16 protein-coding genes are annotated in these 13988 nt (G+C 57.7%); 10 read left to right on the forward strand and 6 right to left on the reverse strand.

Annotation, left to right across the window (positions count from 1 at the left end):
- The 4 genes from VGC62_RS19665 to yacG all read left to right on the forward strand — a co-directional run.
- Nucleotides 1-453 (forward strand): type II secretion system F family protein (locus tag VGC62_RS19665; RefSeq protein ID WP_331188753.1); only part of this gene is annotated, 453 nt, incomplete at its 5' end.
- A gap of 3 nt (nucleotides 454-456) precedes the next feature.
- Nucleotides 457-1329, forward strand: a complete 873-nt coding sequence (locus VGC62_RS19670; RefSeq protein ID WP_331188754.1) for an A24 family peptidase — start codon at nucleotides 457-459, stop codon at nucleotides 1327-1329.
- Nucleotides 1326-1949: a dephospho-CoA kinase gene (gene coaE / locus VGC62_RS19675; RefSeq protein ID WP_331188755.1), complete on the forward strand. Its 624-nt coding sequence runs from the start codon at nucleotides 1326-1328 to the stop codon at nucleotides 1947-1949. The genes VGC62_RS19670 and coaE overlap by 4 nt, the downstream gene beginning before the upstream one ends.
- Entirely contained in the window at nucleotides 1946-2149 is a 204-nt protein-coding gene (gene yacG, locus VGC62_RS19680) for a DNA gyrase inhibitor YacG (protein WP_331188756.1), read from the forward strand. Before coaE ends, yacG begins: the two co-directional genes overlap by 4 nt.
- A 27-nt stretch (nucleotides 2150-2176) precedes the next feature.
- Here the strand turns inward: yacG and VGC62_RS19685 are convergent, their stop codons facing one another.
- Nucleotides 2177-2860: an energy-coupling factor ABC transporter permease gene (locus tag VGC62_RS19685; protein WP_331188757.1), complete on the reverse strand. Its 684-nt coding sequence runs from the start codon at nucleotides 2858-2860 to the stop codon at nucleotides 2177-2179.
- A 188-nt stretch (nucleotides 2861-3048) separates the two neighbouring features.
- Complete coding sequence (locus VGC62_RS19690) at nucleotides 3049-3693, reverse strand: hydrolase (RefSeq protein WP_331188758.1); 645 nt, start codon at nucleotides 3691-3693, stop codon at nucleotides 3049-3051.
- A 153-nt stretch (nucleotides 3694-3846) separates the two neighbouring features.
- Here VGC62_RS19690 and VGC62_RS19695 point away from each other — a divergent pair, with 153 nt between their 5' ends.
- Complete coding sequence (locus VGC62_RS19695) at nucleotides 3847-4743, forward strand: LysR family transcriptional regulator (protein ID WP_331188759.1); 897 nt, start codon at nucleotides 3847-3849, stop codon at nucleotides 4741-4743.
- 39 nt (nucleotides 4744-4782) lie between these two features.
- Here the strand turns inward: VGC62_RS19695 and VGC62_RS19700 are convergent, their stop codons facing one another.
- The 4 genes from VGC62_RS19700 to VGC62_RS19715 all read right to left on the reverse strand — a co-directional run bounded on the left by VGC62_RS19700 (nucleotide 4783) and on the right by VGC62_RS19715 (nucleotide 8785).
- Nucleotides 4783-5736, reverse strand: coding sequence for a 2-hydroxyacid dehydrogenase (locus tag VGC62_RS19700; RefSeq protein ID WP_331188760.1), 954 nt, complete (start codon nucleotides 5734-5736; stop codon nucleotides 4783-4785).
- Between the two features lie 29 nt (nucleotides 5737-5765).
- On the reverse strand, nucleotides 5766-6530 hold the full coding sequence (locus tag VGC62_RS19705) for an SDR family oxidoreductase (RefSeq protein ID WP_331188761.1): 765 nt from the start codon (nucleotides 6528-6530) through the stop codon (nucleotides 5766-5768).
- Between the two features lie 39 nt (nucleotides 6531-6569).
- Nucleotides 6570-7265: a fumarylacetoacetate hydrolase family protein gene (locus VGC62_RS19710; RefSeq protein ID WP_331188762.1), complete on the reverse strand. Its 696-nt coding sequence runs from the start codon at nucleotides 7263-7265 to the stop codon at nucleotides 6570-6572.
- Between the two features lie 176 nt (nucleotides 7266-7441).
- Entirely contained in the window at nucleotides 7442-8785 is a 1344-nt protein-coding gene (locus tag VGC62_RS19715) for an MFS transporter (protein ID WP_349257084.1), read from the reverse strand.
- Between the two features lie 391 nt (nucleotides 8786-9176).
- Here VGC62_RS19715 and VGC62_RS19720 point away from each other — a divergent pair, with 391 nt between their 5' ends.
- The 5 genes from VGC62_RS19720 to VGC62_RS19740 all read left to right on the forward strand — a co-directional run bounded on the left by VGC62_RS19720 (nucleotide 9177) and on the right by VGC62_RS19740 (nucleotide 13573).
- Nucleotides 9177-10079, forward strand: coding sequence for a helix-turn-helix transcriptional regulator (locus VGC62_RS19720; protein ID WP_331188763.1), 903 nt, complete (start codon nucleotides 9177-9179; stop codon nucleotides 10077-10079).
- Between the two features lie 89 nt (nucleotides 10080-10168).
- Nucleotides 10169-10798 carry a DUF1780 domain-containing protein gene (locus VGC62_RS19725; RefSeq protein ID WP_331188764.1) on the forward strand — a complete coding sequence of 210 codons (630 nt, stop codon included), beginning with the start codon at nucleotides 10169-10171 and terminating at the stop codon, nucleotides 10796-10798.
- A 10-nt stretch (nucleotides 10799-10808) separates the two neighbouring features.
- Entirely contained in the window at nucleotides 10809-10982 is a 174-nt protein-coding gene (locus tag VGC62_RS19730) for a DUF3094 family protein (protein WP_331188765.1), read from the forward strand.
- 66 nt (nucleotides 10983-11048) lie between these two features.
- Nucleotides 11049-12347, forward strand: a complete 1299-nt coding sequence (locus VGC62_RS19735) for an NAD(P)/FAD-dependent oxidoreductase (RefSeq protein WP_331188766.1) — start codon at nucleotides 11049-11051, stop codon at nucleotides 12345-12347.
- Between the two features lie 140 nt (nucleotides 12348-12487).
- Nucleotides 12488-13573 carry an IS110 family transposase gene (locus tag VGC62_RS19740; RefSeq protein WP_331188768.1) on the forward strand — a complete coding sequence of 362 codons (1086 nt, stop codon included), beginning with the start codon at nucleotides 12488-12490 and terminating at the stop codon, nucleotides 13571-13573.
- The last annotated feature ends 415 nt before the right edge of the window (nucleotides 13574-13988 follow it).

A 13988-nucleotide genomic window follows, 5' to 3' on the forward strand; every position in this document is an offset into this window, starting at 1 on the left:
GCACTACTAAAAATACCCATCATCGGCCCGCTCTTATACAAATCCGCAGTCGCCCGTTACGCCCGAACCCTCGCCACCACCTTCGCAGCGGGCGTCCCTCTCGTTGAGGCTTTGGACTCCGTAGCGGGCGCGACCGGCAACATCATCTTCAAAAACGCCGTCAACAAAGTCAAACAGGACGTCTCAACCGGTATGCAGTTGAACTTCTCGATGCGTAGCACTGGCGTGTTCCCCATGCTGGCCGTCCAGATGACCGCCATCGGTGAAGAATCCGGCGCACTGGACTCGATGCTCGACAAAGTCGCGACCTACTATGAAGACGAAGTCGACAACATGGTCGACAGCTTGACCAGCCTGATGGAGCCCATGATCATGGCCGTGCTCGGTGTTATCGTCGGCGGTCTGGTTATCGCGATGTACTTGCCCATCTTCAAACTCGGAAGTGTCGTCTAACCCATGCCCGTACTCGACTTGTTGGCCAGCTCCCTGCTGGCCTTTGTTTTATGCACGCTGGTTTTAGGCCTTTTGGTTGGCAGTTTCCTCAACGTTGTCGTCTATCGCTTGCCCATCATGCTGATGCGCGACTGGAAAGTTCAGGCGCGTGAGATGTTGGAGTTGCCGGCAGAGCCAAAAACCGAAACCTTCAACCTGCTGCTGCCTCACTCTCGCTGCCCGCATTGCGCGCACAAGATCCGTGCGTGGGAGAACCTGCCGGTGCTCAGTTATCTGTTGCTCGGCGGCAAATGTTCGGGCTGCAAAGCGCCAATCAGCAGGCGCTATCCGCTGGTGGAGTTGGCCTGCGGGCTATTGTCGGCGTTCATTGCCTGGCATTTCGGTTTTGGTTGGCAGGCTGGTGCGATGCTGGTGTTGAGTTGGGGTTTGTTGGCGATGAGCCTGATCGACGCCGATCATCAGTTGCTGCCGGACGCTATCGTGTTGCCGCTGCTGTGGTTGGGCTTGATCGTCAACGCGTTCGGTCTGTTCACGTCGTTGACCGATGCGCTGTGGGGTGCGGTGGCCGGTTATCTGGTGCTGTGGGTGGTGTTCTGGTTGTTCAAGTTGGTGACCGGCAAGGAAGGCATGGGCTATGGCGACTTCAAGTTGCTGGCGATGCTCGGCGCCTGGGGTGGCTGGCAGATTTTACCGTTGACGATTTTACTGTCATCGCTGGTCGGCGCCGTTCTCGGCCTGATCATGCTGCGCTTGCGCAATGTCGAAACCAGCACGCCCATCCCCTTTGGTCCTTATCTGGCGATTGCGGGGTGGATCGCTTTGCTCTGGGGTGATCAAATAACCACTTCGTATTTGCAGATCGCCGGTTTCAGATGACCCAAACAGCTTCAAAACCCTGGATTCTTGGCCTGACCGGTGGTATCGGCAGTGGCAAGAGCGCAGCCGCGCAGTGCTTCGTCGATCTGGGCGTTCATTTGGTGGACGCCGATCAGGCGGCGCGCTGGGTGGTTGAGCCGGGGCGCCCGGCACTGGCACAGATCGCCGAGCACTTCGGCACTGAGGTGTTGCAAGCGGACGGGACGCTGAATCGCGCCGCGTTGCGTGAGCTGATCTTCAAGGACCCTGAGCAACGCGCGTGGCTTGAACGCTTGTTGCACCCGCTGATTCGCGAGGAAATCAACGCGTATCTGGCCAAAGCCAAGTCGCCGTATGCGATTTTGGTGTCGCCATTGTTGCTGGAAACCACCCAGCACTCGATGGTGAAACGGATTCTGGTGATCGATGTACCAGAAGACATCCAGATTCAACGCACGATCGCCCGCGACAACAGCAACGCTGAACAGGTCAAGGCGATCCTCAAGACGCAGGCCAGCCGTGAATACCGGCTCAGCCACGCCGACGATGTGATCGTCAACGACCGCGACCAAGCCTGGTTGAAAAGCGAAGTCGAGCGACTGCATCATTTTTATCTAACTTTGTGTGGAGGCCCATCATGAGCCAACCAATAACCGTCGATTGCCCAACCTGCGGCGCCCCGGTGGAATGGAAGCCCGAAAACACCTTCCGGCCGTTCTGCTCTGACCGTTGCAAGCTGATCGACCTCGGCGCCTGGGCGTCCGAAGAACATGCGATTCCGGTGGCGCCGGACGCTGAAGACGAACTGTTCTCCGGCGATTTCGACCCTCGCCAGCATTGATCGAACGCGGCGCCTGATGCCTCAATATCAGGCGCCATCGTCCTTCCACGGCGCCGACAAATAGCGTGTGCGGTTGAACGTTTCCAGCCACTGTGGGCAAAACACCACCAGCGCCGAAATCACCATCCCGTTGATGAATGCCTCGGGAAAGACGATCAGCCACAGATAGCCGACAAAATCCCACAGCCATTCGGGCATCGCAAAAATCCCCTCGAACCACAGCAAACCCATCGCCGCCAGCAGGCATATCAGCGCCGACAACGCTGCAGCGAGGAAGCCAGAGCAGAAAATGTAGACGAAGGGATTTTTCGGCTGGGCGCGCTCGACGACGATGGAGCAGGTTTCGGTAATCAGGACAGGCAGCCCGATAAACAGCAGGCCATTGACGCCTAGCGCTACAAGATCCTGACGTCCCAACGCAAGCAAACCCAACTGAGCCACCCAACCACCGACCAGCGCCAAAGGCCAGTCGAGCAACAGCGTGACAGCGGTCATGCCGATGAAGTGATACGAAACGCCCGTGTCGAAATCACGCCGCACCAGCCACAACAGAAACAGCGCGAACACCGTGCCCAACAACAGATGCTGACGGCGGCTGTCCGTGAACAGCTCAACCCACGGCGAACGCCATAACGCCCAGCACAACACCGGGACGTACAGCATCCAAGCGAGGATCATCGTTTGCGGGCTGAGAACGTCGGCGCCGATCATGATGGTGGATTTTTGAGTTCGGGTGCTCAGGAGTCTAGACCGCCGAAAGATCGGCAGCCATTCACCCGTCGCGCAGCGAACGCGGCATTTGTTGGATTTTGCAGTTTGGCCATTAACTATCCGGAGAATGTAAAACCGCCCCGCGAGCAAGCCCGCGAGGCGATTTTTCAGTCACTCGATGATGCCGATCAACCCACCTGACGCTGCGGCGCGCCATGCACCATGGTGTAGGCATAATCGACGCCCATGCCATACGCACCGCTGTGCTCGAGTACCAATTCCATCACCGCTTCGTAAGTCTCTTTGTGAGCCCAGTCGCGCTGGAATTCGAGCAGTACTTGTTGCCAGGTCACCGGCACCGCGCCGGCCTGAATCATGCGCTGTACTGACATGTCGTGCGCTTCTTTGGTGGTGCCGCCCGAAGCGTCGGTGACGATGTACACCTCGTAACCTTCGGCCAGTGCGTCCAGCGTCGGGAAGTTCAGGCAAACCTCAGTCCACAGTGCCGCGATGATCAGCTTCTTGCGGCCGGTGGCCTTGACTGCTTCTACCAGCTTTTTGTCTTCCCAGGAGTTCATCGAGGTGCGTTCGATGGGTTGTTGATCCGGGAACACACCGAGCAATTCCGGCCAGATAAAACCGCTGAAACTCTTGGTTTCAACCGAGGTGAGGACGGTCGGCACGTTGAAGATTTTGGCCGCCTTGGCCAAACCGACGGTGTTGTTCTTCAGGGTTTGACGATCAATCGACTGCACGCCGAAAGCCATTTGCGGCTGGTGGTCGATGAGGATCAGCGCGGAGTTGGTTGGGTTCAGCAGTTCGCGGATAGACATGGGATGGTCCTTTAAATAATGGCTAGGTCATTGGGGGTGGCCGCTTCGCTCGCTTGAGCGCTGCTTGCTGGCTTGGGAGTCAATGTACGGGCTGGCAGATATCGAAACAATTCCCTAAACTTGAGACTCATTGTTTCTATTATGGGGACACCGATGGACCGCATTGAATGCATGCGCACCTTCGTGACGACCGTTAACCAAAACGGGTTTGCCGCAGCCGCCCGTGCGTTGGACGTACCACGCTCGAAAGTCAGCAAACAGATTCAGGCGCTGGAAGAGGCCATCGGCGTGCAGTTGCTACAACGCACTACCCGCAGCCTGCATCTCACAGAAGCTGGGGCCGAATACTACGAAGCCTGTCGTGAAGTGCTGGCCTCGGTGGATGAAGCCGAGCAGCGTGCGCGTACCGGGTTGGGAGAAATTCGTGGTGTGTTGCGGGTCAACGCGCCGATGTCATTCGGCTTGAGCCGTCTGGGCCCGCTGATCCCGAAATTTCATGAGCTGCATCCCGGCGTCGAATTGCAACTGGTGCTCAGCGACCAGCAAGTCGATCCGGTGAAGGGCGGGTTCGACGTAACCATCCGCATCGCCAGCCTGCCGGACTCCTCGATGGTGGCGCGCTCGCTGGCACCCGCACCCAGGATCATGGTGGCGTCGCCTGAATACCTGGCGCGTGAAGGCAAGCCGCAGACGCCACGTGACCTGACGATGCACAAATGCCTGAGTTACGGCTATCTGCAAAGCGGGGTCAGCCTGCAATTGAGCAACGGCAAGGAAACCCAGCGTGTGCAGGTGACCGGGCCGTTGCATGCCAACAACGGTGACATCCTGTGTCAGGCAGCGCAGGCGGGAATGGGCATTGCGCTGCTGCCTGACTTCATCATCGAGAAAGCGTTAGCCGAAGGACGGCTGGTGCCAGTGCTGTGCGATTGGAAGGCCCCCGCGATTACCATCAACGCCGTGTATCCCTCGGCCAGACGCGTGCCGCTGAAGACCCGGGCGTTCATTGATTTTCTGGTGGCAGAGCTGGCGGTGGAAAAGCCAGCCTGAGTCGGCAACGCTACTTTGCTCCAGCATCCAACAATTAAATTACTGCACCGCAGCCGCCGGCCGTTTGCCTGCCAGCCCCTGCGCCAGACTCGCCAGCACCATTTCCCCCATGCGCGTGCGCGTTTGCACCGTGGCGCTGGCGCGGTGCGGTTGCAGGACGACGGTTTCCAGCTCGAACAGCTCGGTGGGCACATTCGGCTCATCAACGAACACGTCCAGTCCTGCGCCTGCAATCGACCCGGCCTTGAGCGCAGCGACCAGATCCGGCTCATTGACCAGACTGCCGCGTGCCACATTGATCAAATAACCTTCTGCGCCTAACGCCGCCAATACCTGGGCATTGATAATGCCTTTGGCCTTGTCGGCTGCCGCTGCCACGATCAACGCATCGCTTTGCCGCGCAAGCTCGGTCAAGTCGGCGACGAAGGTATACGGCACGTCATCCATCGCGCGCAGGTCGGTGTAGCTGATCGGGCAACCGAATGCTGCCGCACGGGTGGCGACAGCGCGTCCTACGCGTCCGAGGCCGACGATTCCGATGCGCATGCCGCTAAATTGCCGTGCAAGGGGAATCGGCGCCAAAGGCGTGGGGCTTTTTGGCCAAGCGCAGCTGCGCACGTAACGGTCAGCAGTGTTCAGGCCGCGACAGGTCGAAATCAACAGACCGACGGCCAAGTCTGCCACATCTTCGGTCAGTGCGCCGATTGTGGCCGTGACATGGATGCCACGATCGCGCGCGTAAGCCAGGTCCACCGCATCAGTACCTACGCCGTTCACTGCGATCACTTCGACCAAGGGCAATTGCTCCATCACCTCGCGGGTGATCCCGGTGTGACCGCCCGTCACGACGCCCCGAATGTTGGCGCCATGCTCACGCAAATACGCCGCTTTGTCGGTTTGCTGGAAGTAAGGACGTACGGTGTACAGCTCGTTCAGCCGGGCGTTGATTTCGGGGATCAGGATTGGGCTGAGTTGCAGAATTTCCGGTTTCATCGTGATTTCGCTCGCTTTGAGATGGCAGATCAGCCGCGGCCAACAAATGGCATGTTGGTGGCCATGACAGTCATGTTCAGCACATTCGCCGAGAGCGGCAGATTGGCGATGTAGCGCACGGCGTCGGCGATGTGCTTGACGTCGATCATCGGCTCCACGGCGATCTCGCCATTGGCCTGGCGTACGCCCTTGGTCATGCGCACAGACAGTTCGGTCAGCGCATTGCCAATATCGATCTGGCTGCACGCAATGTTGAACTCGCGGCCATCGAGCGCGATGCTTTTGGTCAAACCCGATACCGCATGCTTACTGGCGGTGTAGGGCGCGGTGAATGGCCGCGGCGTATGGGCAGAAATCGAACCGTTGTTGATGATGCGACCGCCCTGCGGCGATTGCTTGCGCATCAGACCGAACGCGCCACGGCTGCACAAAAAGACACCCGTGACGTTGGTTTCAATCACACTCAGCCACTTCTCGATGGGCAGTTCGTCCATCGGCACGGCGGGAGCGTTGACGCCTGCGTTGTTGAACACCACATCGACGCGGCCGTACACCTCTTCGATAGTGGCGAACAATGCCTCGACACTGGCCGGATCACGGACATCGGTGGACACCGCCAGTGCTTCGCCGCCCTGCTCAGCCGCCAGCGCAACCAACGCTTGCAGCGGCTCCAGACGCCGACCTGTCACCACGACCTTGTAGCCATCAGCCAGCAGGCCCAAGGCCACCGCACGACCAATACCGCTGCCCGCACCCGTGACCAAAGCGATTTTCGGGAGTGAATTGTCAGTCATTGTTATGTCTCCTTTTTTGGATTTGAGGTGCTGGCTGCGTCAGCTCGCGCGACGATTGCCAACACGTACTTCAAATTGGCCGATACCGGCGATACCGGCGGTGATCACATCGCCCGATTGCAGAGCGTCCACGCCCGCTGGTGTGCCGGTCATGATCAGGTCGCCAGCCATCAGGCGCACGGAACGGGAGAGCCGACTGACGATTTCGCCAACCGACCATATCTGGCTTTCAAGGTCCGAGCGCTGACGCTCGATGCCGTTGACGCTTAACCACAACGCACCCTGAGTCGGATGCCCCAGCAGGCTTGCAGGTTGAATCGGGCTGATCGGTGCCGAACCGTCGAACGCCTTGGCCGCCTCCCAGGGTTGCCCCACAGCTTTGGCAGCCATCTGTAGATCACGGCGGGTGAGGTCCAGTCCGGCGGCGTATCCCCAGACGTGATCCAGCGCATCCTCCTCAGTGATCTCGAAACCGTCTTTGCCGATGGCGACGACCAATTCGATTTCGTGACAGAACTGCTCAGTCAACGGTGGAAAATCCAGCTCACCGCTGGCATCGATCACCGAGGTTGCAGGCTTCATGAAAAACGCAGGCATTTCCCTTGGCTCATTCAATGAGTCGCCCCAGTGATAATTGCGACCGAGACAAAACACTCGGGCCACCGGAAAGCGTGCATCGCTGTTGCTAACTGGCAGGCTACGGACCAGACCCGGCGCAAACACATAATTGATCATTGTGGCTCCTTGAAACGCTCACTCATTGGTAGTCAGCCTACGGGATTGGCAATGACCAAAGTTGGACAAAGCGGTGTTAAAACTGGAGTAAACCGGGCCAATACAGCGCATAAAAAAGGCGTACTTGCGTACACCTTTGCCCACAAGGGCATAACGTCACACACACTCTGTTTGCGTTACTGCGCTTTCAATTCGATGCGATATATCTTGCCCAGTAACAGCGAATAAGACAGCGTCCCCAACAGTGCGACACCCCCAATAAACCAGAAGGCGTAGGCGAACGAGCCGGTAAGGTGAAGGATTTGGCCAATGACAATCGGCGTGACGATCCCGCCAATGTTCGCCGCCAGACTAGTCACCCCGCCTGTCAGGCCGATCAGTTCCTTCGGTGCGATTTCCGACACAGCAGCCCACGAAGATGACGCGATGCCCTGTGCGAAGAAGGCAATGGTCAGCAGCGCAATGCACACCTCGTTGGAGTCAGTGAAGTTGACCAGCATGATCGACATGCCGAGCGCCGATCCGACCACCAACGGCAGCTTGCGAGAGAACGATAGCGAGAATCCACGGCGAATCATGATGTCAGCAATGATCCCGGCCAGAAGCACGCCGACTGTCGCACCAATGAACGGCAACACTGCGAAAATGCCAGCCTTGACCATGGTCAGGTGACGCTCTTCAATCAAGTACGTCGGGAACCAGGTGAGGAAGAAGTACAACGCCGAAGTGCTGGCGAACTTGCCGATGCAAATTGCCCAGATCTGCCGGTACTTCAGCAACTCGGCTATTTGTGCCCACTTGAATCTGTTCTTGTCCTTGCTGCTTTTAACCAGGCCACCACCGTCTTCGATGTATTGCAGTTCTTCCTTACTGACTTTCTTGCAGAACAGCGGATCGCGGTACAGGTAGAGCCAGGCAATACCGAACACAATCCCAACGATGCCGGTGCTGTAGAACACATGACGCCAGTCATAAGTGGTCGCCAGCCATAGCAACGCGCCCGTAAATAACGCGGTGCCCAGGTATTGGCCGCAGACATAAATACTGCTGGCCATCCCGCGTTCTCTGGCAGGGAACCAGACGGTGACCGCGCGGCTGTTGGCCGGGAACGCCGGGGCTTCCATTGCGCCAATTGCCAGACGCAGACCGAACAGCGAGGCAAAACCGCCGACGAACCCTTGGCACACCGTGACGGCAGACCATGAGATCAGCGAGGCGCCATAAGTCAGTCGAGAGCCAAATCGATCAGCGATGAAGCCCGCAGGCACCAACGCAAAGGAGTAGGTCCAGGCGAATGCGGAGAAGATAAGCCCCATCTCGACCTTATCCAGCCCAAGATCCTTGGCCATGAACGGTGCTGCAATGGAGATGTTCACGCGGTCGACGTAGTTGATGATGGTGGCGATCAACAACAGCGACAGCATGAACCAACGACGGCGCGAAGGAAGACGAGCCGGTGCGATGCCAGCGGGTGCGGCGACACGGACGTCGACCGCCTGAATATCAGGGGTGCTCGACATGAGAGTTCCTCATTATTTTTATTGATGTCGGAAAAACAACCCTAAGTTATCGTACAACTGTGCAAACACAAGAATGCGCTTAGATCATTTTTGGATTTAGCCTTCGCGTTGTTAAAATTTATCCAAAAAAAACGCCACCCACTCACCCAGCGAATATCACCAAAAAATGCTCTGGAACTACCTAACTAAAGCCTTTCATTAATTATTTATCGATGTTGCGTTTTTGGACTCTGGCTGATGACTCGTGGAGATAGACTGCCGCACAAAGTCATAGGACATCTGACAATATTCGAGTCACGGCGAGATGAATGAACACATCACTCTCTATGCGTCGAATGGCCAAACAGGGGACACTTCACCTGGCCACGCTTTGGACCCGAGGTACCGATTGATGAATTCAGCGACTCAAGTGCCTACCTACGGCATGCAACAACGCAGCGAACGACCCGACTTCTATATCCGTGACAAGCACGCCCGTAGCGCCGAACCTGGCCCGCACCGGCACGAATACTTTCAGATTCAAATCAACCTGGGTGGCGACACGGTTCAGCACATTGGCGGCGTGGTGCGCCCGTTTCCGCGCCATGCCCTGGCGTTTATTCTTCCGCACAAACTGCACCTGATCCCGCACCCGGACGATGGTAATTTTTTGCTGATCAACTTCGCCCAGACCTTCCTGCTGCCGCAATTACAGTGCGACCCGCTGGACCTCGAAGACGTGCCGATTTCGCTTGCCCCAGAGCTGTCGCCGTTTCGATTTCAGGAGAGCCTCGATTACATCCTCGACGACGCGGATTTCACCGAAGTGCATGCGCTATTGCAACGCATGCGCAGGCTGGACCAACAACGTCAGTTCGGCACCCGTGAAATCCTCAAGGGTTGTCTGCTGCAACTGATCGGCACCGTCTGCGAGCGCTTTGCCGAACCGATCAAGACCCTGGCCGATGACAACGCCGCCGAACGTAGCCGCCGCGATGCGTTGGCGCGGATGTCCGAGTATGTCCGCAAGAACCTCAGCGACCCGGACCTGAGCCTGAAAAAAGCAGCGTCGGCGGCGTTTCTTTCGCCCAATTACCTGACCCACTGGTTACGCAAGGAGATTGGGAAAACGTTCAGTGAACTGGTGCTCGAACGAAGAATGCACCTGGCTCGCACGCTGCTGCTCAACGGCACCAAGCCCGTAGGAGAAATTGCGCGGCTGTGCGGGTTCGCCGACGAAGCTTACTTTTCAAGGCGCTTTCGCAACGCCCACGGCATGCCGCCGGGGCAGTTCAGGAAACAGCGGGATGTGTAGGATTCGTTTTCGACGCAGATGCCGCACGAATCAAACTTTATGCAAAAGGATAGGTTTTTTCTGCGCCGCAGAACGCTAAGCTTGGGCGCATGGATGATTCCGATTACTTACGTCTTCTGACGATCCAAGCCGAACAAGCCAACGCGTTCCTCTCCAATGCGCGCAAGTGGGAGCGTGAGCGCTGGGTTTGTCAGCGCCTGTTGCAAGGCTTGAACATACCCCATCGCAATGAAGACTTTCTGCCGGCTGGGCAAGAGCCGCCGGACGTGTTGTTTCGTGACGCCTGCTTCGAGGTGTTTTTTGTGCTTGATGAAGGGCGGCGCCTGAACGATGAATGGCGCGAAGAATTGCAGCGTCGGCGCAGCGCGTTTTCGCTCAGCCAATTGGTGCGCCGGGAGGCCAAGCCCAAGCGCATTCCTGCCAACGAACTGCTGCGCAGACTGGCACCGACCCTGAAAAAGAAAGCCCATAACTACCAGGAACGCGGCCTGGACCTGAGCGAACTGGACATCATCGCCTTCGCCAGCCTCAAGCGCGAAGTGCTGGACCTCAATAGCCATTTTCCGCCGCCCACTGAATACCTGCGCCAGGGCTGGCGCTCTTTATCGCTGGTCGGCCCGACCTTTGCCCGTGTATTGTTTGCCCACCCCGATGCACCGGACTTTCTGCGAACCAATCTGGGCCGCAGCGTTGTATTCGACGTAGGCATCAGTTTATGAAGAGGCTCTTATGACCAGCCGCCTGAACCCTGACGACCAACGACGTGTCGAACACTACCTTCAAGCCCCTCAGCACCAAGTCGAGCGTCGGCCTTTCCGGCCATGGCTGCTCCTTGTGGTGGTGGTTGCGGTGGTAGTCGGGCTGGGCCTGTTGAGCCGACTACTGAGCTATCTGACGCTATGAGCTGCTTCGCGCTCGCGCCTGCTCATGTAAGCACACAGAATTCCTTAAGCTTTATGAGATACCCCCATGACTCATCGTATTGTGATCGTCGGCGGAGGTGCCGGTGGTTTGGAACTGGCTACCCGTCTGGGTAAAACCCTTGGCAAAAATGGCACCGCCAGTGTGGTGCTGGTCGACGCCAACCTGACGCACATCTGGAAACCACTGCTGCATGAAGTAGCCGCCGGGTCGTTGAACTCCTATGAGGACGAGCTGAACTACGTGGCCCAGGCCAAGTGGAACCACTTCACCTTTCAGCTCGGACGCATGAGCGGCCTGGACCGCGACACTAAACAAATTCATCTGTCGGCAACGCTGGACGAAAACGGCAATGTGCTGGTCCCGGATCGCAGCCTGGATTACGACTCGCTGGTGATTTCCGTTGGCAGCACGACCAATGATTTCGGGACCAAAGGCGCGGCGGAGCATTGTCTGTTTCTTGATACGCGCATCCAGGCGGAGCGCTTTCATCATCAGTTGCTGGATCATTACCTGCGCGCCCACGCCAGCCAAACGGATGCCGTTAAAGAGATCAACATCGCCATTGTTGGCGCAGGGGCCACAGGCGTCGAACTGGCCGCAGAACTGCACAACTCAGCGCACGAGCTGGCCGCTTATGGGCTGGGCCAGATCAAACCGGAAAACCTACGCATCACTATCATCGAAGCAGGCCCACGCGTATTACCGGCTCTGCCTGAACGCATCGGCGGACCGGTACACAAGACCCTGGAAAAACTCGGTGTCACGGTGCTGACCAATTCGGCGGTGAGTGAGGTTACTGCTGACGCGCTGATAACAGCGTCGGGGCAAGTGATCCCTGCGACGTTGAAAGTCTGGGCGGCGGGCATTCGTGCTCCGGCATTTTTGCAGGACATCGCTGGTCTTGAGACTAACCGGATCAACCAGCTGCAGGTGCGTACAACGCTGCAAACCACGCGCGACGACAATATTTTCGCATTCGGTGACTGCGCGTCCTGCCCGATGAAAGGCACCGACCGCAACGTACCGCCACGCGCGCAGGCGGCGCATCAACAGGCGTCGTTGCTGGCGAAGTCGCTGAAGCTAAGGATCGAAGGCCGCACGTTACCCGAATACCAATACAAGGATTATGGCTCGTTGATCTCGCTGTCGAAGTTCTCAGCGGTGGGTAACTTGATGGGCAACCTCACGGGCAGTGTAATGCTCGAAGGCTGGCTGGCGCGGATGTTCTACATCTCGCTGTATCGCATGCATCAAATGGCGCTGTATGGGATGTTCCGCACGGCGATGTTGATGCTGGGCAGCAGGATCGGACGTGGGACCGAGCCGAGAATGAAGCTGCACTGACCGCCGCCAACGCGCCGCGCTGTCGCGCAGCAAACACGACCTGTAATTGGATGGACTCGCCCAAGCCGAGGCGTCAATGCGCCACGGTGGCAGTCTAAGAAGCCAACGACAGCGAGGGCGAGTCCATGAAAAAGAATACGATGATTAATCAGTCTCTGTCTTCTTCCGATCTCTCAGCATGCACAACAGTGGCCGTCGATCTTGCCAAACGCGTCTTCCAGGTCGCAGGGGAAGATGCCCTTGGCCAAGTGCTTTACGAGGAGCGGATCAAGTCGCGTGAAGCGTTTTATACGTTCCTGTGTCAACTGCCGCCAGAGGTGGTGGTGCTCGTGGAAACCGGCCCAGGCGCTCAGGCATGGGCGCGGCAGCTACAAGGTCAGGGCAATCTGGCACGAATTCTTCCCGCCAGATTGGTGGCCAATCATCGCAGCGGTGCCAAGAATGATCGCAACGATGCACTGGCGATATTGCGTGCGGGCCGCGATAGCAACATTGCGGCAGTGCCCATCAAAAGTGCCGCAGCGCTGGCCATGCAGGCATTGCATCGCGCCCGACAGGGTTACATACGGCGACGCACCGCGATCAGTAATCAGATGCGCGGTTTACTCTTGGAGCATGGCGTTACTCTGGCCCAGGGCGATGTGGCTATCAGCCAAACAATACCCCGAGTACTGGAAGATGCTACCCAGCCGTTGCCCGATATGCTGCGCGAACTGATCGACGAATTACTGGGGGAATGGCACCACATGGGTGAGCGAATCAACGTCTTGACCGGCCGCCTGGAGACTGCGGCGAACGACGACAAAACGGCCAAACGGCTAATGACCGTGCGCGGTATCGGTCCGATTATCGCCACGGCGCTGCTGGCCAAGCAGGCTGAACCTGAGCGCTTCTCCAATGCACGCATGTTTGCTGCCTACTTCGGCATGGTGCCTGAGCAGAACAGCAGCGGGGAGCGGGTTCGTCTGGGCAAGATGAGCAAACGAGGTGATGGCTATATACGCAGCTTGATGATCCAGGGCGCCCACTCGGTGTTGCGGCAAGTGCGACCTGATTCGCAGCAGCCAGATGATCTGCGACTGCTGCGCTGGTTAGGGCGTCTGGGACGCAAGGAGTCGGCGGTCCGGTTAGCGAACCGTAACCTGCGCATCGTCTGGGCGCTGCTACAGAATGAACAGACTTATCGCCGCCAACCGGGCAATGGCCAGGTTGCGATAAGCCACTGATCCACCGAGTTCTGCCACCGGGGCGTTAAGCCGCTCCAACCCTTGCTAGAGAACATTGACCCCAGGTCAGACCGTCGTGGATTGATGCCTGCGCTCCTACTGGCCCTAGAGGCCTGAATGTAATTGGCATGCCACGAGCTGAACCAATGTTGGCCAGAAGCCGAAGACGGCTTCCTCGAATAGGCCTTATACATAGATGCAACCGGGTAGCAGTGTTTAAAAGCGGGTTGACCGTGGAGGCGAGTCCATACATAGGAGCGAATTCATTCGCGAGAGGGCGGCTCACCTGACGCGTGGGTTTTGAACCTGACAACACGCTTCGCGAATAGATTCGTTCCTACCGCATGGACTGCACCTGACCTGTAGGAATTCATTCGCGAGAGAGTGGTTCACGTGATGCGCGGGTTTGAACCTG

This window comes from Pseudomonas sp. (assembly GCF_036404235.1).
Lineage (GTDB): Bacteria > Pseudomonadota > Gammaproteobacteria > Pseudomonadales > Pseudomonadaceae > Aquipseudomonas.

What these genes read in the sequence shown, in the direction of transcription:
- VGC62_RS19670 (WP_331188754.1), top strand. Translation starts at nt 457, where the DNA reads ATGCCCGTACTCGACTTGTTGGCCAGCTCCCTGCTGGCCTTTGTTTTA.
- coaE (WP_331188755.1), top strand. Translation starts at nt 1,326, where the DNA reads ATGACCCAAACAGCTTCAAAACCCTGGATTCTTGGCCTGACCGGTGGT.
- yacG (WP_331188756.1), top strand. Translation starts at nt 1,946, where the DNA reads ATGAGCCAACCAATAACCGTCGATTGCCCAACCTGCGGCGCCCCGGTG.
- VGC62_RS19685 (WP_331188757.1), bottom strand. Translation starts at nt 2,860, where the DNA reads ATGATCGGCGCCGACGTTCTCAGCCCGCAAACGATGATCCTCGCTTGG.
- VGC62_RS19690 (WP_331188758.1), bottom strand. Translation starts at nt 3,693, where the DNA reads ATGTCTATCCGCGAACTGCTGAACCCAACCAACTCCGCGCTGATCCTC.
- VGC62_RS19695 (WP_331188759.1), top strand. Translation starts at nt 3,847, where the DNA reads ATGGACCGCATTGAATGCATGCGCACCTTCGTGACGACCGTTAACCAA.
- VGC62_RS19700 (WP_331188760.1), bottom strand. Translation starts at nt 5,736, where the DNA reads ATGAAACCGGAAATTCTGCAACTCAGCCCAATCCTGATCCCCGAAATC.
- VGC62_RS19705 (WP_331188761.1), bottom strand. Translation starts at nt 6,530, where the DNA reads ATGACTGACAATTCACTCCCGAAAATCGCTTTGGTCACGGGTGCGGGC.
- VGC62_RS19710 (WP_331188762.1), bottom strand. Translation starts at nt 7,265, where the DNA reads ATGATCAATTATGTGTTTGCGCCGGGTCTGGTCCGTAGCCTGCCAGTT.
- VGC62_RS19715 (WP_349257084.1), bottom strand. Translation starts at nt 8,785, where the DNA reads ATGTCGAGCACCCCTGATATTCAGGCGGTCGACGTCCGTGTCGCCGCA.
- VGC62_RS19720 (WP_331188763.1), top strand. Translation starts at nt 9,177, where the DNA reads ATGAATTCAGCGACTCAAGTGCCTACCTACGGCATGCAACAACGCAGC.
- VGC62_RS19725 (WP_331188764.1), top strand. Translation starts at nt 10,169, where the DNA reads ATGGATGATTCCGATTACTTACGTCTTCTGACGATCCAAGCCGAACAA.
- VGC62_RS19730 (WP_331188765.1), top strand. Translation starts at nt 10,809, where the DNA reads ATGACCAGCCGCCTGAACCCTGACGACCAACGACGTGTCGAACACTAC.
- VGC62_RS19735 (WP_331188766.1), top strand. Translation starts at nt 11,049, where the DNA reads ATGACTCATCGTATTGTGATCGTCGGCGGAGGTGCCGGTGGTTTGGAA.
- VGC62_RS19740 (WP_331188768.1), top strand. Translation starts at nt 12,488, where the DNA reads ATGATTAATCAGTCTCTGTCTTCTTCCGATCTCTCAGCATGCACAACA.